Raw genomic sequence first — 26,054 nt, 5'->3', positions numbered from 1 at the left:
GCGGGACTCCTGAACTCGTGAAAACTGGGTGGGCCCGGAAGAACCGGACCCACCCAGTTGTGCCGTCTACAAGATTACTTGGTGATCTCGTAGTAGAGGGGCACGGAGTTCCAACCGAACTGGACGTTCTTGACGCCCTCGCCGAAGCCACCGCTCACGTTCTGGTACCAGAGCGGGATGGCGGGCAGGTCCTTGAACAGGACCTCCTGGGCTGCCTGGAACTTCTTGTTCGCAGCGGCCAGGTCGGACTCGGAAGCACCCTCGGCGAGGAGCTTGTCGAACTCGGGGCTCGAGTAGTCTCCGTCGTTCGAGGAAGCGCCGGTCGCGTAGAGCGGGCCCAGGAAGTTGTAGAGACCCGGGTAGTCCGCCTGCCAGCCGCTGCGGAACGCGGTCTGGATCTGACGGCTCGTGATGCTCTCGCGGAAGTCACCGAAGACGGCGACAGGAACACCCGAGGACTCGATGCCGAGCGTGTTCTTGATGTTGTTCGTCACAGCGTCGACCCAGGCCTGGTGCGGGCCGTCGGCGTTGTAGGCGATCTGGAAGGAGCCGTCCCACGGGGAGATGGCGTCAGCCTGCGCCCAGAGTTCCTTGGCCTTCTTGTCGTCGTTCGTCAGCACCTCGTTGCCGGGGATGTCCTTCGAGTAGCCGTCGATGACGGGCGACGTGAAGTCGGTGGCCGGCGTACGCGTGCCCTCGAAGATGACGTCCGTGATCTGCTCGCGGTTGATCGCGTAGGAGATGGCCTCGCGACGGAGCTGGCCTTCCTCACCGCTGAAGTGCGGGAGGCGCGACGGGATCGTGAACGACTGGAAGATCGCGGCCGGCTGGTTCACCGCGCGGTCGCCGAGGTCGTCCTGGAAGGTCGAGATCGCGGAGTCCGGGATCTGGTCGAGGACGTCGAGGTTGCCACCGAGCAGGTCGGCGTACGCAGCGTCGAAGCTGGCGTAGAAGTTGATCGTCACGCCACCGTTCTTCGGCTTACGACCGCCGGTGTACTCGTCGTTGGTGACGAGGGCGATGGACTCGTTGTGCTTCCAGGCCTTCTCGCCGTCGAGCTTGTACGGGCCGTTGCCGACGGGGTTCTGACCGAAGTCGGCCGTGACCTTGCCGGCCTCGTCGAACGCCGACTTGGGCAGCGGGTAGAACGAGGAGTAACCGAGGCGCAGCGGGAAGTCCGAACGGGCGGCGTTGAGCTCGACCGTGAAGGTCGTGTCGTCGACGACCTTGAGGCCCGTGAGCGGGCTGTCAGCGTCGTAGCTGAAGCCCTTGATGTCCTCGAAGAAGTAGCTGTTCTTGCGGGCGTTCGAGAGGAGCGCCGCGTCCTGCCACGCGTTCACGAAGGAATCCGCGTCGACCGGGTCACCGTTGGTGAACTTCTGGTCGGGCTTGATCTTGATGGTGAAGGTGATCGAGTCGTCGGTCTCGATGGACTCCGCCAGGTCGTTGACCGGCTTGCCCTTCGCGTCGTAGTAGACGAGACCCGCGAAGATCTCGTCGAGGATCTTTCCGCCACCGACCTCGTTGGTGTCGCTGGGGATGAGGCCCGACTCCGGCTCGGAGCCGTTGGTCGTGATGATGGATGACGTGCTGCTGGAACTCTCGCTGCTGGAACCGCCACCGGAACAACCGGTGAGGACGAGAGCCCCTGCTGCGATGATGGCGGCGGCAGAGCCGAACCGACTGAACTTCACAGTTCCTCCTTGGGGAAAGGGCAAGCAAAACCGGCGCATCGTGTGCGCTGGATCGCTCATTGAATACTCTGACGATAAGCAGAAGAAGGACGACGAGCAAACTGGGACGGCAAACGTTACACAGCGGTAACCGAAACGACGGATTGTTGCTCTGCGATCCGTTTCCGTGCACGTATCCCGCCCCCGACGCAAGAGAACGACGCTGATCGCAAAACTCCTGCGAGGCCATCACTGCCAGGGATACGAATCGTATGCCGATTCGCGCGCACCGGCACGGATCTGCCCCGCGGACTGCTATGCGGCGCGCATCCAGTCGAATGCCGTCAGAATGGTGCCGTGAGCGAGCAGAGCACCGGCGATCGAGCCCCGCGTCTTCCGGAAGACGGCGGCAACGCCCGGCGGTGGTGGGAGATCGGCATCGTGCTCGCCCTGAGCCTCGGCGCATCAGCGGTCTACTCGATCATCTCGATCATCGCGAAGTTGACCGCCGGCCCCCCGCTCTCCGACCAATCGGCGGCGATCAACACGACGCAGTCGACCCGCGAGTGGCTCGACTTCAGCTATCAGTTCCTCGGGATCTTCTTCCAGCTGGCACCGGTCGCGCTCGTCATCTACCTCCTATGGCAGCCCGGCCGCAGCGGCTTCGCCCGGATGGGCTTCGACCTCCGCTCCCCCGGCAAGGACCTCGGCCGAGGCCTGCTGCTCGTCGCCGCGATCGGCATCCCCGGCATCGGTGTGTACGCGCTCGGGCGGGTGCTCGGACTGACGGTCGCCGTGTCGACCTTCCCCGACACCATGTACTGGTGGACGATCCCCATGCTCGTCTTCTCCGCGCTCCGCGCCGGCCTCCAGGAGGAGGTCATCATCATCGGTTACCTCTCCACCAGGCTCCGCGAGATCGGGTGGGGCTGGTGGACGATCATCCTCTCCACCGCCGTGCTGCGCGGCAGCTACCACCTGTACCAGGGCATCGGGCCGTTCTTCGGAAACGTCGCGATGGGCGTCGCCTTCGGCTGGTGCTACAAGCGCTGGGGGCGGGTCATGCCGCTCGTCGTGGCCCACGCGATCATCGACATCATCTCCTTCGCCGGCTTCCCGCTCGCCGTCGCCTGGTGGCCCGGCATCTTCGCCGCGACCACCTCCTGACCGCCCGTTCGCCCATGCTCGGGCGAACGAAGACTCCCTCGCCCGAGAACGGGCGAGGGAGTCGGTGATGCTAGGCGAACGCCTCAGGCGGTGGGCACGCGCACACGAGGTTGCGGTCGCCGAACGCCTGATCGATGCGTCGTACCGGCGGCCAGTACTTCGTGCGCACGAGCGTGTGCACCGGGTAGACCGCGAGTTCGCGCGAATAGGCGTGGGTCCACTCCCCCTCGATGACCGACTGCGCCGTGTGGGGCGCTCCGACGAGCGGGTTGTCGTCGGCCGGCCAGGCGCCCGCGGCCACCGCGTCGGCCTCAGCCTTGATCGCGATCATCGCGTCGATGAAGCGGTCGACCTCGACGAGGTCCTCGCTCTCCGTGGGCTCCACCATGAGTGTTCCCGCGACCGGGAACGACATCGTCGGGGCGTGGAAGCCGTAGTCCACGAGGCGCTTCGCCACGTCGTCGACGGTGATACCGGTCGCCTCCTTGAGCGGACGGAGGTCGAGGATGCACTCGTGCGCGACCAGGTGGCTGTCGCCCGTGTAGAGCACCGGGAAGTGCTCCTGGAGCCGGGTGGCGATATAGTTCGCGGCGAGCACCGCAGCACCGGTCGCCTCTCGGAGTCCCTCCGAGCCCATCATGCGGACGTAGGCCCACGAGATCGGGAGGATACTCGGGCTGCCGTACGGCGCGGCCGAGATGGGTCCACCAGCGTGGACGACCGTACCGCCACCGAGCAAGGGGTGCTCGGCGCGCTGGGCCAGCGGGTGCCCCGGCAGGAACGGCGCGAGGTGCGCCTTCGCTGCGACCGGGCCGACACCGGGACCGCCACCACCGTGCGGGATGCAGAAGGTCTTGTGGAGGTTCAGGTGCGACACGTCGCCGCCGAACTCGCCGAACCGGGCGTAGCCGAGGAGCGCGTTGAGGTTCGCGCCGTCGACGTACACCTGCCCGCCTGCATCGTGCACGGCCTGGGTGATCGACTTCACCTCGTGCTCGTACACACCGTGCGTGGACGGGTAGGTGATCATCAGTGCCGCGAGCGAGTCGGCGTTCGCCGCGATCTTCGCCCGCAGGTCGACGAGGTCGACGTTCCCCTGCTCGTCGCATGCCACGACCACGACACTCATGCCCGCGAGCACTGCCGACGCGGCGTTCGTGCCGTGCGCACTCGACGGGATGAGGCAGACGGTGCGCTGCTCGTCGCCGTTCGCACGGTGGTAGCCGCGGATCGCGAGCAGGCCTGCGAGTTCGCCCTGGCTCCCCGCGTTCGGCTGCAGGGACACCGAGTCGTAACCGGTGACCTCCGCGAGCCACGTCTCGAGCTGGTCGATGAGCTCGAGCGAGCCCACGACGTCCTTCCGCGGGGCGAAGGGGTGCAGCCCGGCGAACTCGGGCCAGGTGACGGCCTCCATCTCCGTGGCGGCGTTGAGCTTCATCGTGCAGGAGCCGAGCGGGATCATGCCACGGTCGAGCGCGTAGTCACGATCGGCCAACTGCTTGAGGTAGCGCATCATCGCCGTCTCCGAGTGATGCGTGTTGAACACCGGGTGCGTCAGGTACTCGGTCGAGCGGGTCAGCTCCGCGGGGAACTCCTGCACCGCGGCATCGCCGAAACCGGAGGAGACGCCAGCATGCGAGCCGACGCCCGCGAGCGTCTCGACGATGGTCGCGATGACGTTCGCCTCGGGCTCGTCGAGTGCCGTGACCTCGTCGAAGCTGAGTGAGACGGTGGTCGCGTCGACCGCCCAGAGCAGGATGCCGCGCTCGTGGGCTGCCGCGACCGCCGCCGTGCTGTCGGCGACGCGGAGCTGCAGCGTGTCGAAGTAGTGCTCGGTGAGCACCTCGACCCCGGCCGAGCGGAGCGCCGAAGCGGCCGCCGCCGTCGTCGCGTGGACCGACTGCGCGATGCGCTTGAGGCCGGCCGGGCCATGGTAGACGGCGTACATCGCGGCCATGACGGCCAGGAGCACCTGCGCGGTGCAGATGTTGCTCGTCGCCTTCTCACGGCGGATGTGCTGCTCGCGGGTCTGCAGGGTGAGGCGGTAGGCCGGGTGTCCTGCGGCATCCTGGCTGACGCCGACGAGGCGCCCGGGGAGCTGGCGCTCGAGCCCCTTCCGCACGGCGAGGTAGCCGGCGTGCGGTCCGCCGAAGCCCATCGGCACGCCGAAGCGCTGGCTCGTCCCGACCGCGATGTCCGCGCCGAGCGAGCCGGGCGAGGCGATGAGGGTCAGCGCCAGCAGGTCGGCGGCGACGACGGACACGCCGCCGGTGGCCTTGACTGCGGCGATCACGGCGGACGGGTCCCACACCTGGCCCGATGCGCCCGGGTATTGGATGAACGCGCCGAAGGCCTCCGGCAGCTCCTCGGGTGCCGTCGTCGACAAGGGCAGCGCGACGAGCTCGATACCGACCGCCTCCGCACGGCTGATGAGCAACGCCTTCGTCTGCGGGTACGCGTCGGAGTCGACGATGAACGTGTGGGTGGCGAGCTTCGAAGCCCGACGGGCGAGCAGCATGCCTTCGACCACCGCGGTGCTCTCGTCGAGCATCGACGCGTTGGCGGTGTCGAGCCCCGTGAGGTCGGCGACCATCGTCTGGAAGTTGATGAGCGCTTCGAGGCGACCCTGCGAGATCTCCGGCTGGTACGGCGTGTAGGCGGTGTACCAGGACGGGTTCTCGAGGACGTTGCGCTTGATGACCGCCGGTGTGACGGTGTCGAAGTAGCCGAGCCCGATGAGGCTGCGGTTCACCGTGTTGCGGCCGGCGATCTCTCGGAGTTCAGCGAGCGCCGCCCGCTCGGTCGCGGCCGCCGGGATGCTCGAGGAGGCCAGCTCGGCCGCGGTGATGGCGGAGGGCACTGCGGCGGACAGGAGCGCGTCGACACTGTCGTAGCCGACTGCTGCCAGCATGGTGGCCTGCGCCGACCGGTCGGTGCCGATGTGGCGTTCCGCGAAGCGTTCCGCCATCACTCGCCCACCAGCGCTGCGTACTCGTCCCAGCTGAGCAGGTTCTCCGGCAGGGCGTCGTAGCGGATGGACACGAGCCAGCCGGCACCGAACGGGTCGCTGTTCACGAGCGACGGGTCGTCGACGACGGCGTCGTTGGCTTCGGCGACGGTGCCGTCGAGGGGTGCGAAGAGTTCGCCGACGGACTTCGTGGACTCGATCTCGCCGACGACGGTGCTCGCGGCGAGCGTCGCGCCGACGGCGGGCAGGTCGACGAACACGACGTCACCGAGCTTCTCGGCGGCGTAGTCGGTGATCCCGATGACGGCGAGTTCGCCCTCGACGCGGATCCACTCGTGCTCTGGCGTGTACTTGAGGGTGGTCTTGTCGGTCATTCGGGTCACTTCTCTCTCGAATAGAAGGGGAGCTTGGTCACGGTCGCGGGGATCCGCGTGCCGCGGACGTCGATGTCGAGCACGATGCCCGGCTCGGCGTGGTCTGGGTGGACGTAGGCCATGGCGATGGGGTGGCCGAGCGTGGGTGACAGCGCGCCACTCGTGACGACGCCGACGGTGTCGTCTCCGGCGAGCACGGCGTAGCCCGCCCGGCCGGCGCGGCGTCCCTCGCTCACGAGCGCGACGAGGACCGGGGCGTCGGCCGCGGGGCCCTGCTCGACGGCGGCGCGGCCCACGAAGTCGCCGTGCTTGGCTAGGGCGACGACGCGTCCGAGCCCCGCCTGGACGGGCAGCATGTCCGGGCCGAGTTCGTGGCCGTACAGCGGCATGCCGGCTTCGAGCCGGAGCGTGTCCCGGCTCGCGAGTCCGGCCGGTACGAGCCCGAGCGGCGCGCCGGCCTCGAGGAGCGCCTCCCAGAGTTCGACGGCGTCCGCGACGTCGACGTACAGTTCGAAGCCGTCCTCGCCCGTGTAGCCGGTGCGGCCGATGAACACGGTGCCTCCGGCGAAGGAAGCACCCGTGGCGCGGTAGTACTTCACGTCGTCGAGGCTCGGCAGTTCGTCGAGGACGACGAGGCCCGCGGTCGCTTCGAGGACCGCGCGCGCGGCGGGTCCCTGCACGGCGATGAGCGCGATCTCGTCGCTGCGATCGACGACGGCGAGCTGCTCGAAACCGGCCGCGCGCTCGGTGAGCGCGGTGAACGCCGCCTCGCGGTTTCCGGCGTTCGCGACGACGAGGAACTCCTCCTCGCCGTTGCGGTACACGACGAGGTCGTCGATGATGCCGCCGGCCTCGTTCAGCAGGAGGGAGTACTTGGCCTGGAACAGCTCGATCGCCGAGAGCTTGCCGGCGAGCGCGTGGTCGAGGAAGTCCGCGGCGTCCGCACCTGCGACCTGGATCTCCGCCATGTGCGAGATGTCGAAGATTCCGGCGGCTGACCGGACCGCGTGGTGCTCGGCGAGGTCGCTCGAGTAGCGGACGGGCATCTGCCAGCCGGCGAAGTCGGTGAAGCTCGCGCCGGCGGCTTCGTGGACGGCGTGGATCGGGCTGGTTCGTTCGGGATCGGTCACGAGTTCTCCGGGGTCGCGTGGTGCGCTGCGGGCACCTGTCGGTGACCGTTGGGAACTCCCCCTCTGTCATTGGCCTGAGAGCTTCACGGGCGCCGCGACGCGCGCGGGCACTGCTTTCACCGTCGGCGAGCGCACCACGAGCGTGCGCTGCTTTCCAGAGTGGCCAGTTCGATGCGGTACAGGACCTGAGAGATTGGCGGGGAGGCTTGCTCCTTCGGTGCCGGCATGCCGGCTCTCCCGCATCGTGTTTGCGGCCCGATGTTCGGTTGAAGCGCCCAGCATATCGCGAGTCGGGAGCACTGAGGAGCTCTCGGTTCTGGTCAGGTGTACACTAAGACCCAGCGGAGTAAGAGTCTGCGTAACCTTTAATCTGATCCGAGGCGGGAGCCAGCCATGTACGCCTCGACGACCGCCACGGACGCAGACGTCGCCCAGGTCGGGCTCGCGGTGTCCACGGTCATCTTCACCCTGCGGGCCGACGACGGATTCGGTGCCACCGATCCGGCCCCCGGCATCTGGTTGCCGCTCGTGCGCCGCATCCGCGAACCGTACGACGGGTTGTGGGCGCTCCCCGGCGGCCCCCTCGGTGCCGCGCAGTCGCTGGCGGATGCCGCGGCCTCCACGCTCGAGACCACCACCTCCCTTCGGCCGCGGTACCTCGAACAGCTCTACGCCTTCGGCGACCTCGACCGCTCCCCCGACGAGCGCGTCGTCTCGATCGTCTACTGGGCACTGGTCGGCTCCGAGGAGGCGAAGCGCACGCTGCTCGGACAGAACGTGCGCTGGTTCCCGGCAGACGCCCTCCCACCGCTCGCATTCGACCACCGGGAGATCGTCGAGTACGCATTGTGGCGACTCCGCAACAAGCTCGAGTACAGCCACATCGCGCACGCCTTCCTCGGCGACACCTTCACGCTCACGGAGCTGCGGGAGGTCCACGAGGCCGTGCTGCAGAAGCAGTTGGACCCGGCGAACTTCCGCCGCCAGGTCGAGTCATCCGGTCTCGTCGTCGCGACCGAGGAACAGCGCACCGGCGGACGGCATCGGCCGGCGCGCCTGTACCGCTGGGCGCAACCGATCACGCGCCCCGACCTCCCCGCCGCGCGTGGCAGCGCATCGCCGCGCACCACGATCACCACCCCGAATCCCCGTTCGCAGCACCAGGAGCTCTCATGACCCTCACCGCATCAGTCGACGCCACCATCCAGGAGATCGCGGAGGGTTCCGGCGACGGCACGACCTGCGCCCCCGAGCTCGCGTCGGGGCCATGGGTCTTCGACCTGCAACCACCGAGCTACGGCCCGGGCGCGTCGATGGGCGACGTGATCCCCACCGGCTCACCCCGTCAGGGACAGCTGCCGGCCGCCTACCGCGACGCCTCCCCCGAGGACCTCCACCGGCGCATCGTCGCCGCGAAGGAGACCCTCGGCGACCGCGTCGTCATCCTCGGCCACTTCTACCAGCGCGACGAGGTCGTGCAGCATGCCGACTACGTCGGCGACTCGTTCCAACTCGCGAACGCCGCCAAAGCGCGCACCGAAGCCGAGGCGATCGTGTTCTGCGGCGTGCACTTCATGGCCGAGACCGCCGACCTGCTCTCCGGCCCCGAGCAGGCCGTCATCCTCCCGAACCTCGCCGCCGGCTGCTCCATGGCGGACATGGCGAACATCGACCAGGTCGAGGAGGCCTGGGAGGCACTCGAGGCCCTCTACGGCACCGAGCCGGACGCCGACGGCCGCGTCCCGGTCATCCCCGTCACCTATATGAACTCCTCCGCAGCCCTCAAGGGGTTCTGTGGGCGTCATGGTGGCATCGTCTGCACCTCGAGCAATGCCGAGACCGTGCTCCGCTGGGCCTTCGAGCGCGGGCAGCGCGTCCTGTTCTTCCCCGACCAGCACCTCGGGCGCAACACCGCCAAGAAGCTTGGCGTCCCGCTCGAGCGCATGCCCATGTGGAACCCGAACCGCCCCCTCGGCGGGAACGAGGCCGACGAGCTGCAGCAGGCCGAGGTCATCCTCTGGCACGGTTTCTGCTCGGTCCACAAGCGGTTCACCGTCGACCAGATCGACCGCGCCCGCGCGCAGCACCCGGGGGTCCGGGTGATCGTCCATCCCGAGTGCCCAATGCCCGTCGTCGACGCGGCGGACGAGGCGGGATCGACCGACTACATCCAGAAGGCGATCGCCGCCGCACCCGACGGCACGACGTTCGCCATCGGGACCGAGATCAACATGGTGCAGCGACTGGCGGCGCAGTTCCCGCAGCACACGATCTTCTGCCTCGACGACGTGATCTGCCCGTGCTCGACGATGTACCGCATCCACCCCGGCTACCTCGCCTGGGTGCTCGAAGGACTCGTCGCCGGCGAGGTCATCAACCGCATCACGGTCTCCGACGACGTCGCGATCCCCGCCCGCCTCTCGCTCGAGCGCATGCTCGCGGCGAAGCCCCCGGTCGCCACAGGAACCCAGGCAGGCTGACATGGCGACCGTCCTCGTCATCGGCAGCGGGATCGCCGGCCTCGTCGCCGCGATCCACGCCAGCGAGCGGCACGACGTCGTGGTCGTCACCAAAGACGTCCTCGGTCAGAGCAACACGCGCTACGCACAGGGCGGCATCGCGGGCGTCATGTTCGACGACGACCGGGTCGAGGACCACATCCGCGACACGCTCCTCGCCGGCGCAGGACTGTGCGACGAGGATGCCGTCCGCGTCCTGTGCACCGAGGGCCCGGCGCGCATCCGGGAGCTGATCGACTTCGGCGTCTCGTTCGACCGCGACGGCGCGGACTTCGCGAAGGGCCTCGAGGCGGCGCACTCCTATCCGCGCGTCCTCCATGCCGGCGGGGATGCGACCGGTGCCGCCATCGAGACGGCCCTCGTCACCACGCTCGCGGCGCGCGCCGTGCCGGTGCTCGAACACACCTTCCTCCGAGACCTCCTCGTCGATCACGGTGCGGTGCACGGTGCGCTCCTGCAGTCGACCGAACGCGGCGTGTTCACCATCGAGGCGGATCACGTCATCCTCGCGACCGGAGGACTCGGCCAGCTCTACCCGTACACGACGAACCCCTCCGTCGCGACGGGAGACGGCGCCGCGGCTGCGCTTCGAGCAGGAGCCGTCCTCGCCGACGTCGAGTTCGTGCAGTTCCATCCGACCGCACTCACACTGCCCGGAAGCTTCCTCGTGTCCGAGGCGGTGCGGGGCGAAGGCGCCGTCCTCCGGGACGCAGCCGGACGCCGGTTCATGGTCGGCCTGCACCCCGACGCCGAACTCGCACCACGCGACGTCGTCGCCCGCGGGATCGCCGAAGCCATGGCCGCGCAGGGAGGCCGACCGGTGACGCTCGACGCCACGAGTCTCGGTGCGGAGCGTCTCGCGGCCCGATTCCCGGGGATCGACGAGCAGATCCGCGCCTCCGGCGTCGACTGGTCGACGACCCCGGTCGAGGTGGCTCCCGCTGCGCACTACTGGATGGGCGGGATCGCGACCGACCTCGACGGCCGGACGAGCGTTCCGGGCCTGTTCGCCGTCGGCGAGGTCGCCCGGACGGGCGTCCACGGGGCGAACCGCCTCGCCTCGAACTCACTGCTCGAAGGCGCGGTGTTCGCCGCGCGGGCAGTTGCAGCGATCGACGCCGAGCGAGGCGGGGCGCAGGATCACCGCCCGGTGCTGCCACCGCATACCGAGCGCATCGACCTCGCCCCGTCGGGCGGCCAGAGCGACAGCGCACCGTCCACGATCACGCCGTTCAGTCGCGAGGCGTTGCACACGGTGATGTGGGCCCACGCGGGCCTCGTACGCGATGCGTCCGGCCTCCGCGCCGCGAAGCAGACCCTCGACGGCTGGGCTCGATCGACCGCGTCCTCCGCCTCGGCCGCCGAGTCGACCCGCGCCGCCGAGGACGCCAACCTCCTGTTGCTGGCCCGGTCCGTCGTCGCGGCGGCCCTGCACCGCACGGAATCGCGTGGCGCGCACGCCCGCGACGACTTCCCGCTGATCGACGCGGCCCAGGCGCAGCCCGTCGCCGTCTCCTCCGCCCCGGTCCCGCACCCCACTCTCCCCGAAGACCACCCGCTCGTGAACGGAACCGTGCTCGCCCCATGCTGACCCCGCACCTGATCGACACCACTGTGACCGCCGCGCTCGCGGAGGACGCCCCCTGGGGCGACCTGACGGCCGGGACGCTCATCCCGTCCGATGCGACCGCCTCAGCGACGCTCAACGCCCGCGAGCCAGGCGTGCTCAGCGGCAGTGCCGTCTTCGAGGCCGCCTTCCGCCTCACCGACCCTGCCGTGACGGTCGCGTTCCTCCTCTCCGATGGCGACACCTTCGCCGCCGGTGACACGATCGCGATGGTGAACGGGCCTGCTCGCTCCGTCCTCACCGCCGAACGCGTGGCCCTCAACTTCGTGCAGCGGATGAGCGGCATCGCCACCACGACCGCCGCCTACGTCGCTGCCGTCGCAGACACCCGCGCGCGCATCGTCGACACCCGGAAGACGACGCCAGGGCTCCGAGCCTTCGAACGACACGCCGTGCGCTCGGGCGGAGGGCGCAACCACCGCAACTCCTTGTCGGACGCCGTCATGGTCAAGGACAATCACCTCGCCGTGCTCGTCGAACGCGGGCTCACCGCCACCGAGGCGCTGCTGCGCGCACGCGACGAGCTGCCGCACACGACGACGATCGAGGTCGAGGTCGACCGCATCGACCAGATCGAGGACGTGCTGGCGGCCGGGATCGACACCATCATGCTCGACAACTTCTCCCTCGACGAGCTGCGCGAAGGGGTCGCGCTCGTCGCGGGACGAGCCGTCGTCGAGGCGAGCGGCAACGTCTCGCTTGCGACGGTGCGTGAGATCGCCGAGACGGGTGTCGACGTCATCTCCTCCGGGGCGTTGACACACAGCGTGCGTTCCCTCGACCTCGGACTCGACATCTCGGTCGACTGACGTGCTCTACCTGGACAACGCCGCGACGACACCCGTCCGCCGAGAGGTGCTCGAAGCGATGTGGCCCTACCTGACGGGCACGTTCGGCAACCCGTCGAGCCACCACACGGTGGGCGAGGCCGCGGCGGCCGGTCTCCAGGACGCCCGCCGACGGATCGCACGGGTGCTCGGCGTCCGCGCGGGAGACGTCGTCTTCACCTCCGGCGGGACGGAGGCCGACAACCTCGCGGTGAAGGGCATCGCGCTCGCCTCGATGTCCCGAGGCCGTCATCTCGTGACCTCACCGATCGAGCATGAGGCCGTCGCCGAATCGGTCGACTACCTGCGACGCCTCCACGGCTTCGAGGTGACCGAGGTGCCCGTCGATCGGGCCGGACGCATCGCACCGGAGGACTTCGCCTCGACGCTCCGCCCGGACACCGTTCTCGCGAGCATCATGGCGGCCAACAACGAGATCGGCACGGTGCAGGACCTCACCGCGTTGGGCGCTGCGGCTCGCTCGGCCGGTGTCCCGCTGCACACCGACGCGGTGCAGGCGGCCGGGTGGATCCCCCTCGGCCTGGATCGTCTCGGCGTCGACGCCCTCAGCGTCTCGGGGCACAAGCTCGGTGCTCCGAAGGGCATCGGTTTCCTCGCCGTGCGCGGCGCGATCCCGCTCGAGCCGCTCGTCCATGGTGGCGGGCAGGAACGTGGGCGACGGAGCGGTACGGAGAACGTCGCCGCAGCGATCGGCCTCGCGACCGCGCTCGAACTGGCGACGGCGGAACAACCCGAAGCGGCAGGCCGGGTCGCGGCGCTCCGCGACGAGTTCATCGCCCGGGTGCTGCAGAACGTGCCCGGCGCGCAGCTGACCGGCGACCCCGGACATCGCCTTCCCGGTATCGCCTCGTTCGTCTTCCCCGGGACGAGCGGCGAGGCGGTCCTCCTCGAACTCGAACGGCGGGGTGTCGTGTCGTCGAGCGGATCGGCCTGCGCAGCCGGCAGCGATGAGCCGTCCGCCGTCCTCCTCGCGCTGGGTCTGCCTCCGGAGGTCGCGCAGACCGCCGTGCGCTTCAGTTTCAGCGCCGCGGTGACCGCTGCAGAACTCGATCAGGCGGCGAGCGCCGTCGTCGCCTCCGTCGCCGCGGTCGCCGGGCTCGGCTGAATCGGTGGGTGATGTCGAGTCCCTGAACGGGAATAGCGTCGCGCCGGCTCGCCTTGGATCTGACGTGGACCGTACGCCGACCCTCACCGTGATCGTGCCGATGCACGACGTCGCCCCCTACCTCGATGAGGCGCTCGCAAGCCTGTCTGCACAGCACTTCTCGGACTTCGAGGCGCTCCTCATCGACGACGGGTCGACCGACGGCACGGTCGGCATCGCGGAGGCGCACGCGGCGCACGACCACCGTTTCCGGATCCTGCAGCAGGAGCACCTCGGGCTGTCCGCTGCGCGCAACCGAGGACTCGACGAGGCTCGAGGCGAGTACATCGCCTTCCTCGACGCCGACGACGTGCTCCCGGACACGGCCTATGAGCGCCTCCTGGGAACGCTCCGCTCCTCGGGCTCCGACTTCGTCGCCGGCGCCTACGTCCGGCTGCGTCCCCGCGAGGACGAGGCGGGCGCCTACGAGCTCGGTGAGGTGCAGCCGTGGGTCACCGCGTCGAACCGTTCGCTGATCGCGACCACGCTCACCGAGCATCCAGAGGCCATCGGCAACATCGTCGCCTGGTCGAAGGTGTCCCGTCGAGCGTTCTGGGAGCGGCAGCGCCTCCGGTTCCCCGTCGGCGAACTGTACGAGGACCAGGTGATCGCCGCGCGCTTCTACGCCGAGGCCGCGAGCTTCGACTTGATCCCCGACGTCGTCTACCACTGGCGCATCCGCGCGGAGGGCACCTCCATCACCCAACGCGAGCGCGAGCTCGACACCCTCGTGGCATGCCTGACCGCCATGCGACGGACCCTGACGACGCTGCAGACAGCGGGCGTCTCGGCAGCAGTGCAGGCCCGGCTGGCGCTCAACCTGCGGATGGACCTCCCCCGCCTGCTCGCGGCAGCGGCCGACTCGTCCGAGCAACGCGGGCACGTCGCCCTCGTGGCCGTGGAACTGCTCGCGCTCGCGGAGCCGGCCACGCTGGCGCTGGTCCCCGAAGCGACCCTGACCCAGTTGCGTGCACTCGCGTCCGACGCCTCCGGTTCGGTCGCGCTGCTGACGTCCTGACGACGCGCTCGACGACGCCCCGGACCGTGGCCCTGCAGGGCTCAGGTCGGCTACGGTGGTGCCATGAGCACCGAGCAGGAGTCGCAGGACGCAGCGGATCGCGCGCGTCGACGCCACGACAACGAGGATTCGGACGCGGTGACGCGCTTCCTCGCGGAACGGGATCCCGAGTACGACCTGCACACGGAACGCCTCGTCGATCCGGAAGAGGTCCTCCTCAAGAACTGGCTTCCGCATGCCACGCCGACCGACGGCAGCGCGCCGGCCCCCTGAGCTCGGCCGGACCCTCGATCCGTCGAGACGTCCGGAGTAGAGTGCGGGCATGGACGATCACTCGCCGATCCTCATCCCTGCCGGTACCGTCTTCACGCCGGCGGACATCACGTTCTGGGCGGATCCAGGCGAGCGCAGCCTCGACGAGGCCATCGCCGAGGCGGACCTGCTCGTGAGTGCCCCGCACGCGGGAGCGGCAATCCCTGAAGAGCTCGCCCCGTTCCTCGCGCCGGAGTTCACCCGGCGCCTCCAATACGACTTCACCGACGTGTCGACGAGCGCGATCGTGCGTCGCTGGGCGGAGATCGATCGACGCATCGTCGTCGTCGAGAACCCCCACCCGCGCATGCTGCGCGATCCCAACCGCGAACGCCCGGCGGATCTCCGCGCCACGCTCCGCGAGGCGTTCGCCAGGGTGCGCGCAGCCGGGCCGTACACCCGGGTCGATCTCACCGGCGTCGACGCCGTGCGTCCCGTGACCTTCTCCTTCTACCCGTTGCTCTCGGTCCCCGGGACGGACGCCGACGTCGATCGCATCGCCGACGCGTTCACCGCTGTCGCTGAGCAGGGGCTCGGCGTGTACGAACGGGTCCGCGACGAGCTGTCGGACCGGTTCGTCGCGAAGTCCTTCGCCGAAGGGTCGACCGGGTCACCGTCGTCGTTCACGCGGCTCTCGTTCCACGACACCATGAACACCACGACGACCGTCGATGGCGCCGTGAACGTCCAGCGAGCGCGCGAGGACCGCCTGCCCGCCGTCGTCGCGTTGTCGAACCGCGGCGACCATGAGGGCGAACCGATCGGCGACAGCCCCGTCACGATGGACCCTGAGCACATGCGCATCCTGGCGCAGACGCATCGCACGGCGTTCGACGTCGTCGACGCGGCCTCCGTCGCTCTCAACCAGCCGTACCTCGGGAGCTTCGAGATCATCGACGCCGGTGCCCGGTTCCGCGCGGTCTCAGCCGAGGCCGCCTCGCTCGGGGTCACCCTCGGCGCAGTCCAGGCCGAGTTCCTGCGCGAGTATCTGCTCGGTGATGCGAACACCGCGATCCTCCAACAGCCGGGCACCGACTGGGTCGAGCCGGATCACGATCACGTCGACCGCATCGCACGAGCCTGCATGGCCGCGTGGAGCGGCTACCGGGACGCGACGACCGACTGAGCGATCAGGCTGCACCGGTCGTTGTGGAGCGTCAGCCCCAGAGGATGCCGAACAACGCTCCGAAGGCGATGGTGACGACCGCGAGCACGACGGTCGGCACGAAGAACGAGTGATCGACCAGCTTCGTGCCGAGTTTCGTGCTGCCCGAGGTGTCGAAGTTGGCAGCGGCGATCTGGGAGCCGTTCGTCGGGAGCAGGTAGATACCCGCGAAGGCGCCCGCCCACATCCCGGTGAGGAGCCCCACCGGGATGCCAGCGGCCAGACCGATCGGCACCACCGTCCTCGTGGCCGTCGACTGGGAGGTCGTGAGCACGCACACGAGGAACACCCCGATGGCGAAGATCCACGGGAGGGCGGCGACCCAGCTGCCGACCGTGGTCGCGATCGCCTCCTGGTGCGCGTTCAGGAACGTGTCGGTGAGCCAGGCGAGACCGAAGAGGGCGATCGCGGAGACCATGCCGGCCTTGAACACCGACATCGTGGGGATCTCAGCGACCTTGGGCCGCGACACCATCAGGATGAGCGTGCCGACGAGGAACATGATGATCTCGATGATCGGCGTCATGCTGAGCGGATTGCCGTCGCCGTCGAGCGGGCGGATGTCCTTCGCGAGTCCGAACACCACGATCGTGATCACACCGGCGAAGAAGATGAGGGCGGCATTCCGGCCGGCTGTCGTCACGGTGACGTCTGCGGCCTTCAACGGCCCGTCCGTCTTCGGCGCCTCCAACTCGCCGGAGGCGATCTTGGCCTGGATCGACGGGTCGTCCGCGATGTCCTTGCCGAGTCGGGAGACGACGAAGGACGCGATCACGATCCCGACCACAGCCGCGGGGAAGGTCACCTTGATGATGTCGATGAGTTCGAAGCTGTACGGGGCGACGTCCGTGAGCGTCACCATCGCCGCCATCGCCGCCGAGACCGGGCTGCAGGCGAGGGCCACACCGGTTGCGACGACCGAGAGGGAGAGCGGACGGGACGGCCTGATGTTGTTCTTGTACGCGACGTCCTGGATGACGGGCAGGAGCGGATACAGGATGTTCGAGGTACCGGCGCCGACGGAGAACAGGAAGGACACGAGCGGTGCGACGAGCGTGATCTGTCTCGGGCTGCGGGAGATCGCCTTCGCCGCGATCGACACCATCCAGTCGATACCTCCCGCCGCCTGCATCATCGACGACGCCAGCACGACCGAGAGCACGATGAGCAGTGCGTCGACCGGCGGGGAACCGACCGGCTCCTGGAAGACGAAGACGAGGACGGCGACACCGGTGCCGCCCCACAGGCCCAGCCCGACGCCGCTCGAGCGAGTACCCATGACGATCGCGCCGAGCACGACCAGGAGTTCGAGGATGAAACGAACGGCTTCCATGACGCCTCCTCCGGCCCGCCCCCGGGCCTGGCCCGAGCGTAGCCGCCCGAGACTCATCTGGTCGAGGGGCTGGCCAGGTTCTCCTGGGAATACAACCGGTTGTCGTGCCCGTCCCGCTTCCGGGAGTCTGGATGTCCGGCCGAGACACGGTCGGGGAACGGAGCGGACCATGGGATTCCTGGACAACGCCAAGGATGCCGCCGAGGCGACCGGTAAGAAGATCGGTGACTTCGTCGAGGACACGAAGGACCGCATCGAGGACAAGGTCGACGAGGCGAAGGCCGACGCGAAGGTCAAGCAGGCCGAAGCCGACGTGAAGAAGGCCGAGGCCGAACGCGACTCCACCGAGGCCAAGAACGACTACAAGGAGAAGCTGCGCGACTGACGCGCACCTCCAGCGGGCCCGTCCGGAGACCGGACGGGCCCGCTGTCGTTTCGGGAACTCCCTGCTGACATCGCGCCCGGAGGCTGAGACGATGTGAGGAGCCGCGGACGACCAGTCCGCGACGCTCGCGACGATGAGGTGGCCGACGATGACGATCCTGCACACGGTCCCGGAAGCCGAGGCCACCGGAGCGGTCGCCGAGCTGTACGCGGACGACATCGCCGATCAGGGGTACGTCTCGGCCCACACCAAGGTCATGGCGCTCAACATGGAGGCGTATGCCGCATGGGAGCACCTCATCGGCGCCGTGGCCCGGCCCCTCGGCCGGCGGCGCTACGAACTCGTCACCCTCGCGGCAGCCCGAGGCACCAGATCGGCGCACTGCCGCCTCGCCCATGGCAGGAAGTCTCTCGACCTGTTCGACGAAGGCCAGCTGATCAGGATCGCGGCCGACTATCGGGACGCAGACCTCTCCCCCGCCGAAGTGGCCATGATGTGCTTCGCCGAGCGGGTCAGTGAAGACGCATCAGCGATGACCGACGCGGACAGTCTCACGCTGCGTGAACACGGGTTCAGCGATCAGGAGATCCTCGACATCACCCTCGCCGCGGCAGCACGGAACTACTACAGCCGAGCGATCGGGGCACTCGCGGTCGAGGTCGAACCGCCGTCGGACATCAGCGACGAGCTCCGTCGGGCGCTGGTGGCCGACCTCTGACCGGTGCGGACGGCGAGCGCTCAGCGTTCGGTGACCTGCCCGGCCTCGACCGTCCAACGCCGTTCGATACGCACGGTGTCGAGCATGCGGCGGTCGTGGGTGACGAGGAGCAGGGTGCCGTCGTAGCTGTCCAGGGCTTCCTCGAGCTGCTCGATCGCAGCGAGGTCGAGGTGGTTCGTCGGTTCGTCGAGGACGAGCAGGTTGATCCCGGTCGCCTGGAGGACGGCGAGACCGGCGCGGGTCCGTTCCCCGGGCGACAACTCATCGACTGGGCGGTTCACGTGGTCGGCCTTCAGCCCGAATTTCGCGAGGAGGGTGCGGACCTCCCCCGGCGAGAGTTCCGGCACGATCTGCTCGAAACGGTCGGCGAGCGCGTCCTCGCCGACGAGGAGCGAACGAGCCTGGTCGATCTCGCCGATTCGGACACTCGACCCGAGGCTCGCGCTGCCTTCGTCGGGAGTCCGCCGACCGAGCAGCGTCGCCAACAGCGTGGATTTCCCCGCGCCGTTCGGACCCGTGATGCCGATGCGGTCGCCGACGTTCACTTGGAGCGACAGCGGGCCGAGCGTGAAGTCGCCCTGGCGCACGACGGCCTGTGACAGCGTCGCGACGACCGTGCTCGACCGCGGCGCGGCGCCGATCGTGAACTGCAGCTGCCACTCCTTCCGCGGCTCCTCGACCTCGTCGAGGCGCGCAATGCGGCTCTCCATCTGCCGCACCTTCTGCGCCTGCTTCTCCGAGGACTCCGCAGACGCCTTGCGGCGGATCTTGTCGTTGTCCGGTGCCTTCCGCATCGCGTTCCGCACGCCCTGGCTGGACCACTCACGCTGCACCCGGGCACGGCCGACCAGGTCGGCTTTCTTGTCTGCGAACTCGTCGTAGGCCTCCCGTGCGTGCCGGCGGGCGACCTCCCGTTCCTCCAGATAGGCCTCGTAGCCGCCACCGAACACCCGGTTGCTCTGCTGGGCGAGGTCCAGTTCGAGGACGCGGGTGACGCATCGGGCCAGGAACTCCCGGTCGTGGCTGACGAGCACGACGCCGCCTCGGAGGCCCTGCACGAACCGTTCCAGGCGTTCGAGGCCGTCGAGGTCGAGGTCGTTCGTCGGTTCGTCGAGCAGGACGATGTCGAACCGTGAGAGGAGGAGCGCGGCGAGACCGACCCTGGCCGCCTGGCCGCCGGAAAGGGAGGTCATCATCGTGCTCGTGGCGAAGTCCGGTTCAAGGTCGAGCCCGAGATCGGCGAGGACGGCCGGGATGCGGTCGTCGAGGTCTGCCGCTCCCGTCGCGAGCCAGTGGTCGAGGGCGGTGGAGTAGACGTCCGCGGGGTCCTCGGGTCCGGTGGCGGGCATCGCCAGGGCCGCCGCTGCGGCGTCCATCGCCTCCGTCGCGGCGGCGCAGCCGGTGCGACGACCGATGTAGGTGGAGACGCTCTCACCTGGGACCCGCTCGTGCTCCTGCGGCAAGGCTCCGATGAAGGCGTCCGAGGGCGAGAGCGTGATCGTGCCGGCCTGTGGTTCGAGGGCGCCGCCGAGCAGCTGCAGGAGGGTGGACTTCCCTGCGCCGTTCACCCCGACGACCCCGATGACGTCTCCGGGCGCGACGGTGAGGTCGAGTCCGTCGAACAGCGTGCGGTGGCCGTGGCCTCCAGCGAGCCCCTGGGCCACGAGTGTTGCAGTCATCCTGCAATCGTCTCATCCGCGGGCACACGTCGGATGCGGCACATCACGATCGGGTACGCGATCGCAGCGATCCCGTTTCCTACCCCCCCCCGAATGTGTTACACCTGGAAGTGTTGCGGTTGATGTCGCCGATTCCATCGGCTTCGCGCCCCTCCCACACGGAAGGGGCCCCGATGCGCCTCCACACCCTCGTTCCACCGACCGCCAACTCTCGACGTTCCTCCCGCTCCCGACCACGACTCGGCTCGGTGCTGATCACAGCGGTCGCCGCAGCGACGTGCGTCCTCCTCGGTGTGTCACCGGCCAGTGCTGCGACCACGATCGACGGCCCGATCGACCTCGGCTCCGCGGCCGACTTCGGCGTCCTCGGAGCGTCCACCGTGACGAACACGGGGCCGAGCGTCATCACCGGCGATGTCGGGCTGAGCCCCGGCTCGGAGGTGACCGGGTTCCCACCCGGCCTGTCCGGTGGGACCCTGCATGTGACGGACGAGGTCGCCGCCCTCGCTCAAGACGATCTCGGCACCGCGATGGGTGTCGCGTCCAGTCTCACCCCGACGACGCAAGGGCTCGGGGACCTCGCGGGCCTGTCCTTGACGCCCGGGGTCTACTCCGGCGGAGAGCTCTCCCTGAACGGTGAACTGACGCTCAGCGGCACGGCCGAGTCGGTCTGGGTGTTCCAGGCGGCCAGCACCCTCGTCACCGGCACGGGCGCCTCGATCATCCTCACCGACGGCGCGAGCGCGTGCAACGTGTTCTGGCGCGTCGGCAGCTCAGCCACCCTCGGCGAATCGACCGACTTCGCCGGGACGATTCTCGCCGACGAGTCGATCACGACGGTGACGGGCACCACGGTCGAAGGCCGCCTCCTCGCGTCGACGGGCGCCGTCACACTCGACTCCACGGTCGTCACCCAGCCCGTGGGCTGCGACGACGGAAGCGGATCGGTCGTCACCTCCAGCCCGACGATCACGTCTCCTCCCCTCACGAACGGCACCGTCGGCACACCGTACAGCGGCACCGTCACGTCGACGGGTAGCCCGGTCGTCGGATACACCGTCACCTCCGGCGCCCTCCCCCCGGGGCTCGTCCTCGACGGGACGACCGGCGCCGTGACCGGCACGCCGACGACGCCGGGAACGTTCACCGTCACGATCACCGCCTCGAACGGCACCGCGCCGGACGACTCGGTCACGTCGACGATCACCGTCCTGGCCGCCGTGGCGCCGGTGTCAGCCCTCCCTGCCGGGTCAGGTTCCGATGCCACCAGCCTTCCCGCCACAGGCGTCGATGGTCTCGCACTCGGGTTGCTCGGCGCAGCGCTCCTCCTCCTCGGCTTCGCCCTGGTGGCCAGCGCGCGCATCGTCTCTCGACGGGACATGCCGGGCGCGACCGGATGAATCGGCCCGCCACTGGTCTGCGGTCCCTCAGCCTCCGCGTAGGCTGAGGGACATGGACCACAAGCTGCTGCGCTCCTTCGTCGCCTCCGCGGAGACCCTCCACTTCGCCAAGGCCGCCAAGGCGCTCGACCTGCCTCGCAGCACCGTGGTCGCCGACGTCCGGAAGCTCGAGGAGTTCCTCGGGGCCGAACTGTTCGCACGAGACGTCGAATCGACGCAGCTCACCGATGCCGGCTACGCCTTCCTCACCGATGCCCGTCGTCAGCTCGACGCCTCCGCAGCGGCCGCGGCGAAGTCGGCGCCGAAACCGGGCGGCAAGGCGAAGGCCAACAAGGGCAAGGGCCGCGCACCGAAGGTCAAGGGCGAGCCGCTTCCGTACAAGAAGCGCCAGGGGCGCTGACCCGAAGCCGTTGTGCTCCGATGCGCAACGGTCGACGATCGTCAGACGGTGATGTCGGAGCCGTTCGCCGGGTGGACGACACGCGCCCCTTCACCGCGCAGCTCAGCCTGATCTCGCGCCGCACTCGCAGCCCGCGTGAGCGTTCCGATCGCGATCGGTGCCCCTCCGTCGACGGCGATGCCGAGACGGGTGGTCCCCGCGAAGCCGTCGATCTGACCACTCACGGCGGCCCGGTAGGCGCTGGCGATCGGGACGGCGAGGGCGCTGAGCTCAGCGGCATCGTCGCGCCCGGCGACCGTCGAGGTCGCCACGACGACGATCCCGTTCCGAACCCGCATGCAGACGGACTCCGGCGGGAGGACGCCGTAGACGATCTCGGTCAGGAGCGCTTCGAGTTCGCCGGCGCTCGCCAGACCATACGCGCGGCGAAGATCTGAGAACCCGTCGATCCCGACCTCCATGATCGCGAAGCGACGGTCATCGGGCAGGAGCTCACGGCTTCGCGTGGCGGCCTGGTCGAATTCACGGCGGCCGACGGCTCGGATCTCGACGCGCTCGGGGGCGAGCCGTTGCTTGCGCTCCCACGATCGCAACAGGACGAGCCCGACGGCGACGGCGACGATGAAGAGGAGGTTCATGTTCGTCACGATGGCCGAGCTGAAGACGCGCTCGAAGATCTCCGAGTGGTGACCGATGGTTGCGAAGACGACCAGTCGTGCCAGGGTGAACACCGTGTGGACTGACAGCACGACGACGAGCACCTTCGACGGCGGTGCCGTCCGGAGCCGGTCCCGGAGCGATTCTCGGACGATGAGCACCGACAGCAGGATCAGGCACACGAACTTCGCGATGGAGCCCGCCCATTCGGCGTCGTCGGTCGGGTCGACGACGGCGGCGATCGCCGTCACGCCGACGAGGAAGGTCCCGACGGCCACGAGCCCCGCACGCCCGTTGAACAACCGACAGCCGACCCACACCGCGGCGAGGGCGGCGACCATACCCGCGTTCGCGATCGCGACGATCCACACGGTGTTGTCCGTGTAGCTGGCGGCGAGGTAGCAGACGGACGACAGGAGCGTCGACGCGAAGCCGGACAGCCATGCCGCCATGTGGCGCCCAGCCAGGGTCCGGGCGCTGTCGAGCGCATAGAACACGCCGCAGCCGGCGCAGACCACGACCGAGACGACGAGCATGGTGACGAGATCGATGCTCACCGACGCCTCCCCCACAGCGCCGTTCGGGCGGCGCTGCCTCGATGCTACCCGCAGTTCAGGAGATAGTCAGCCCGCTGAACGATCTCCTCGGCGCACTGCGTCAGTGCTCGCCTCTGATGACGAAGTAGGAGCCACGGATCGTCCCGGCGAGCTTCGACTTCTGGCGGGCGAACTTGAACGTCGATGCCAGCTCGGTGGGCACCTCCATGCCGTCCGAGAGCTTGAACCCGACCGCGCGCTTGCCACCCTCGTCGAGCGCGTACAGCACGTTGATCGAGAGCCCTGACTCGTAGAAGACGTACGTCCACCTGACGCCGTCGACGACGAAGTCCGTCGCTTCGAGTGGCTTCGACTCGATGACGAGGTCGCGCTCGCTCGCGAGGATGCCGCTCACGCGGTCGATGAGTTCCTGCACCTCAGCAGCGGGGTTCGTGGTGAACACATGGTCGTACTTGTTCTTGAAGTAGCGAGCCTCGTTCGCTCGCAGTCCGGCGAGCGCGGGCGCCACCGGCGACGACTCCAGCCCGGTCTCCGACACGTTCACGAAATCGACGACGTACGACATGGTTCCTCCTCGGGATGCGGTACGGCGGTGCCGACCCGGCGGCCCGCTGCTGTCCTGGTGCGATGCTACCCGTCGCTCCCCTCGATCGAGTGCCGGCCAACGATCGTAGGCGGCGCGTTCAGCGTTCGCTGTGGCGAAGACGGAGCTGAGCACACCGTCGGTCGAACTCTGGGTCGACGCCGACCGCGTCGCCGCCGATGGTGCCGGGCCTTCGATCGCGCCAGGGTGGGGCTTCGACACTCTGGCATCCTTGGAGCCATGTCGATGCAGACGATCTACCGCACAGAGGCCATGGCGACCCGAGCGCTCGCAGCGGAGATCCGTCATGATCATCGGAGATTCGTCTCCCTGCTGGAACGCGAGGGCGGAAGGGACTTCGGACGACTCCACGACGTGCAGTGCGAGGTCAAGCACACGCTTGTCGGCGCCTCCCAGGCGTCTGTGCGGGTTGACGTCCAGCTGGAGTTCGAAGGACACACGGTCGGCATCGAGGCGAAACTCGATCACGAACTCACCGCCGAACAGGTCGATGATCAGCTGCTCGCGCTCGGCGACGCTGCAACACTGTTCATTCTCCTCCCGTGCAAAGAGTGGGCCCCCGAGTGGCTCCCGGACTATCCAGGCGTCAGCGTGATCGATTGGAAGGACACGCTGGCGAGTTTTGACGCATCACGGCTCACGCTGGGCGACATCGAAGGCGAGGGACGACTCCTCAAGACCACTGTCGAAGCGCGCCTACGCGCGCAGAGGAAGATGCTGGACCTTCCGCACCAGCTTCCCGGCTGGGTGACGAGTATCGACCGAGGAGACAGCGGCATGCCATCCCTCACGTTTCGTTCGCCGACCCTTCCCGATGGGAAGCAGCTCCGGGGGCAGCTCGAAGTCACTGGGCGAAGGATGCCACCACGTCTCGAGGATGTGCGCTTCAACAGCTACATCGGTATCTCAGTTGACAACACGGACCCGCACGACTTTCCCGACCCCACGAAAGTCTCCGAAGTGCCGCGCTGGGTCGAGCACTTGCGACTCCTCCACGCGACGGTGCTGGACGGGCAGGAGGGGCGGTTGGGGGTGAACCGTGGAGCGCCGGGCAATGGCCGAAAGCACCTCGGAATCCACAAGTTGCCGCTGGCGACGAAGCACCTCGGAAGGCTCCGATACCTGGCGAAGGGGTACACCACGTGGGCGGTGGGACCCAAGACGAACGATGTCTCGTTGGACCAGCTTCCTGAACTGGCCGACAACACGGTCGAGATCTTCAGAAGCTGGTACGACGCAGAAGTGGCACTTGGCGCTCGGTGAGGCGCAACGTCCACGTGGGCCGGAGGGACGACGGTCGGCTAGACGTTGAAGCGGAACTCCACGACGTCGCCGTCCTGCATGACGTAGTCCTTGCCCTCCATGCGGGCCTTGCCCTTGGCGCGCGCCTCGGCGACCGAGCCCGTCTCGACGAGGTCGTCGAAGGAGATGACCTCGGCCTTGATGAAGCCCTTCTCGAAGTCGGTGTGGATGACCCCAGCAGCCTGAGGCGCCTTCGCACCCTGCGGAATCGTCCACGCGCGGGACTCCTTGGGACCGGCGGTGAGGTACGTCTGCAGACCGAGCGTCGCGAAACCGATGCGTGCGAGCTGGTCCAGCCCGGACTCGGTCTGGCCGGTCGACTCGAGCATCTCGCGGGCGTCGTCCTCGTCGAGGTCGACGAGCTCCGACTCGAGCTTCGCGTCGAGGAACACGGCCTTCGCCGGAGCGACGAGGGCAGCGAGTTCGTCGAGCTTGCCCTGGTCCTGCAGCACGCCCTCGTCGACGTTGAAGACGTAGATGAAGGGCTTCGCCGTGAGGAGACCGAGCTCCTTGATGGGCGTGAGGTCGATCTTCGTCGCCGACAGCGGCGTACCGGCGTTCAACGCCTCCTGTGCCTCCACCGCGGCGGCGAGCACGGAGGGGTCGAGCTTCTTGCCCTTGACCTCCTTCTCGTACCGGGTGATCGCCTTCTCGAGCGTCTCGAGGTCGGCGAGGATCAGCTCGGTGTTGATGGTCTCCATGTCGGACGCAGGGTTCACGGAACCATCGACGTGCACGACGTCGGGGTCGGCGAAGCCACGCACGACCTGCGCGATGGCGTCGGCCTCGCGGATGTTCGCGAGGAACTTGTTGCCGAGGCCCTCGCCCTCGCTCGCACCCTTCACGATGCCGGCGATGTCGACGAAGGACACCGCGGCCGGGAGGATCCGCTCGCTTCCGAAGATCTCGGCGAGCTTGCCGAGACGCGCGTCGGGCAGTTCGACCACGCCGACGTTCGGCTCGATCGTCGCGAACGGATAGTTCGCTGCGAGCACGTTGTTGCGCGTGAGCGCGTTGAACAGGGTGGACTTGCCGACGTTGGGCAGGCCGACGATGCCGAGAGTAAGAGCCACG

At 68.6% G+C, this 26,054-nt stretch carries 23 protein-coding genes and 2 riboswitches; of the genes, 14 read left to right on the top strand and 9 right to left on the bottom strand.

What is annotated here, in order from left to right:
* Window positions 1-74: 74 nt before the first annotated feature.
* Window positions 75-1,694, bottom strand: coding sequence for a peptide ABC transporter substrate-binding protein (locus KXS11_RS02880; protein ID WP_437383939.1), 1,620 nt, complete (start codon window positions 1,692-1,694; stop codon window positions 75-77).
* 336 nt (window positions 1,695-2,030) lie between these two features.
* On the opposite strand from KXS11_RS02880, the gene KXS11_RS02875 reads away from it, so the two are divergent.
* Entirely contained in the window at window positions 2,031-2,840 is an 810-nt protein-coding gene (locus tag KXS11_RS02875) for a CPBP family intramembrane glutamic endopeptidase (protein ID WP_437383938.1), read from the top strand.
* 70 nt (window positions 2,841-2,910) lie between these two features.
* Here the strand turns inward: KXS11_RS02875 and gcvP are convergent, their stop codons facing one another.
* From gcvP to gcvT, 3 genes are read right to left on the bottom strand one after another with little or no spacing between them, the layout of a single operon-like run.
* Window positions 2,911-5,808: an aminomethyl-transferring glycine dehydrogenase gene (gcvP, locus tag KXS11_RS02870; RefSeq protein ID WP_437383937.1), complete on the bottom strand. Its 2,898-nt coding sequence runs from the start codon at window positions 5,806-5,808 to the stop codon at window positions 2,911-2,913.
* A complete protein-coding gene (gene gcvH, locus KXS11_RS02865; protein ID WP_437383936.1) occupies window positions 5,808-6,182 on the bottom strand; it encodes a glycine cleavage system protein GcvH in 375 nt (124 codons plus the stop codon). The genes gcvP and gcvH overlap by 1 nt, the downstream gene beginning before the upstream one ends.
* Before the next feature lie 5 nt (window positions 6,183-6,187).
* Complete coding sequence (gcvT, locus tag KXS11_RS02860; protein WP_437383935.1) at window positions 6,188-7,312, bottom strand: glycine cleavage system aminomethyltransferase GcvT; 1,125 nt, start codon at window positions 7,310-7,312, stop codon at window positions 6,188-6,190.
* Between the two features lie 56 nt (window positions 7,313-7,368).
* Window positions 7,369-7,475: riboswitch (glycine riboswitch) on the bottom strand.
* Between the two features lies 1 nt (window position 7,476).
* Window positions 7,477-7,562, bottom strand: a riboswitch (glycine riboswitch).
* A 143-nt stretch (window positions 7,563-7,705) separates the two neighbouring features.
* Between gcvT and KXS11_RS02855 the strand changes: the two genes are divergently transcribed.
* The 8 genes from KXS11_RS02855 (at window position 7,706) to KXS11_RS02820 (ending at window position 15,906) form a co-directional block, all read left to right on the top strand.
* Window positions 7,706-8,488 carry an NUDIX hydrolase gene (locus KXS11_RS02855; RefSeq protein ID WP_437383934.1) on the top strand — a complete coding sequence of 261 codons (783 nt, stop codon included), beginning with the start codon at window positions 7,706-7,708 and terminating at the stop codon, window positions 8,486-8,488.
* Window positions 8,485-9,792, top strand: coding sequence for a quinolinate synthase NadA (gene nadA / locus KXS11_RS02850; protein ID WP_437383933.1), 1,308 nt, complete (start codon window positions 8,485-8,487; stop codon window positions 9,790-9,792). The genes KXS11_RS02855 and nadA overlap by 4 nt, the downstream gene beginning before the upstream one ends.
* A gap of 1 nt (window position 9,793) precedes the next feature.
* Window positions 9,794-11,422 (top strand): L-aspartate oxidase, encoded by a 1,629-nt coding sequence (nadB, locus tag KXS11_RS02845; protein WP_437383932.1) that lies wholly within the window; start codon window positions 9,794-9,796, stop codon window positions 11,420-11,422.
* A complete protein-coding gene (gene nadC, locus KXS11_RS02840) occupies window positions 11,416-12,267 on the top strand; it encodes a carboxylating nicotinate-nucleotide diphosphorylase (RefSeq protein WP_437383931.1) in 852 nt (283 codons plus the stop codon). Before nadB ends, nadC begins: the two co-directional genes overlap by 7 nt.
* A gap of 1 nt (window position 12,268) precedes the next feature.
* Entirely contained in the window at window positions 12,269-13,411 is a 1,143-nt protein-coding gene (locus tag KXS11_RS02835; protein ID WP_437383930.1) for a cysteine desulfurase family protein, read from the top strand.
* 64 nt (window positions 13,412-13,475) lie between these two features.
* On the top strand, window positions 13,476-14,468 hold the full coding sequence (locus KXS11_RS02830) for a glycosyltransferase family 2 protein (RefSeq protein WP_437383929.1): 993 nt from the start codon (window positions 13,476-13,478) through the stop codon (window positions 14,466-14,468).
* Between the two features lie 63 nt (window positions 14,469-14,531).
* On the top strand, window positions 14,532-14,741 hold the full coding sequence (locus KXS11_RS02825; protein ID WP_347870517.1) for a hypothetical protein: 210 nt from the start codon (window positions 14,532-14,534) through the stop codon (window positions 14,739-14,741).
* A gap of 49 nt (window positions 14,742-14,790) precedes the next feature.
* A complete protein-coding gene (locus KXS11_RS02820; RefSeq protein ID WP_437383928.1) occupies window positions 14,791-15,906 on the top strand; it encodes an N-formylglutamate amidohydrolase in 1,116 nt (371 codons plus the stop codon).
* A gap of 31 nt (window positions 15,907-15,937) precedes the next feature.
* Here KXS11_RS02820 and KXS11_RS02815 read toward each other — a convergent pair whose 3' ends face one another.
* The gene (locus KXS11_RS02815) at window positions 15,938-17,278 is read right to left on the bottom strand and encodes an anaerobic C4-dicarboxylate transporter (protein WP_437383927.1); all 1,341 of its coding nucleotides are present in this window, start codon (window positions 17,276-17,278) and stop codon (window positions 15,938-15,940) included.
* 169 nt (window positions 17,279-17,447) lie between these two features.
* On the opposite strand from KXS11_RS02815, the gene KXS11_RS02810 reads away from it, so the two are divergent.
* Both KXS11_RS02810 and KXS11_RS02805 read left to right on the top strand, forming a co-directional pair.
* A complete protein-coding gene (locus tag KXS11_RS02810) occupies window positions 17,448-17,663 on the top strand; it encodes a hypothetical protein (RefSeq protein ID WP_437383926.1) in 216 nt (71 codons plus the stop codon).
* A 148-nt stretch (window positions 17,664-17,811) separates the two neighbouring features.
* Window positions 17,812-18,381, top strand: coding sequence for a carboxymuconolactone decarboxylase family protein (locus tag KXS11_RS02805; RefSeq protein WP_437383925.1), 570 nt, complete (start codon window positions 17,812-17,814; stop codon window positions 18,379-18,381).
* A 20-nt stretch (window positions 18,382-18,401) separates the two neighbouring features.
* Here the strand turns inward: KXS11_RS02805 and KXS11_RS02800 are convergent, their stop codons facing one another.
* Window positions 18,402-20,060, bottom strand: a complete 1,659-nt coding sequence (locus KXS11_RS02800) for an ABC-F family ATP-binding cassette domain-containing protein (protein WP_437383924.1) — start codon at window positions 20,058-20,060, stop codon at window positions 18,402-18,404.
* Between the two features lie 173 nt (window positions 20,061-20,233).
* Between KXS11_RS02800 and KXS11_RS02795 the strand changes: the two genes are divergently transcribed.
* Together KXS11_RS02795 and KXS11_RS02790 are read left to right on the top strand one after the other, a co-directional pair.
* Window positions 20,234-21,460, top strand: a complete 1,227-nt coding sequence (locus KXS11_RS02795) for an ice-binding family protein (RefSeq protein WP_437383923.1) — start codon at window positions 20,234-20,236, stop codon at window positions 21,458-21,460.
* A 52-nt stretch (window positions 21,461-21,512) separates the two neighbouring features.
* Window positions 21,513-21,860, top strand: a complete 348-nt coding sequence (locus KXS11_RS02790) for a LysR family transcriptional regulator (RefSeq protein WP_437383922.1) — start codon at window positions 21,513-21,515, stop codon at window positions 21,858-21,860.
* A gap of 41 nt (window positions 21,861-21,901) precedes the next feature.
* On the opposite strand, the gene KXS11_RS02785 is transcribed toward KXS11_RS02790, so the two are convergent.
* On the bottom strand, window positions 21,902-23,074 hold the full coding sequence (locus tag KXS11_RS02785) for a hypothetical protein (protein WP_437383921.1): 1,173 nt from the start codon (window positions 23,072-23,074) through the stop codon (window positions 21,902-21,904).
* A 100-nt stretch (window positions 23,075-23,174) separates the two neighbouring features.
* Window positions 23,175-23,639: a phage tail protein gene (locus KXS11_RS02780; RefSeq protein ID WP_437383920.1), complete on the bottom strand. Its 465-nt coding sequence runs from the start codon at window positions 23,637-23,639 to the stop codon at window positions 23,175-23,177.
* A gap of 258 nt (window positions 23,640-23,897) precedes the next feature.
* Between KXS11_RS02780 and KXS11_RS02775 the strand changes: the two genes are divergently transcribed.
* A complete protein-coding gene (locus tag KXS11_RS02775) occupies window positions 23,898-24,941 on the top strand; it encodes a hypothetical protein (protein WP_437383919.1) in 1,044 nt (347 codons plus the stop codon).
* Between the two features lie 38 nt (window positions 24,942-24,979).
* Here the strand turns inward: KXS11_RS02775 and ychF are convergent, their stop codons facing one another.
* On the bottom strand, window positions 24,980-26,053 hold the full coding sequence (gene ychF, locus KXS11_RS02770) for a redox-regulated ATPase YchF (RefSeq protein WP_437383918.1): 1,074 nt from the start codon (window positions 26,051-26,053) through the stop codon (window positions 24,980-24,982).
* Window position 26,054 lies beyond the last annotated feature (1 nt).

Source organism: Plantibacter flavus (genome assembly GCF_051487245.1).
Lineage (GTDB): Bacteria > Actinomycetota > Actinomycetes > Actinomycetales > Microbacteriaceae > Plantibacter > Plantibacter flavus_B.
The sequence above is the reverse complement of the archived record's forward strand: the minus strand, read 5'-3'. Positions and strand labels throughout refer to the sequence as shown.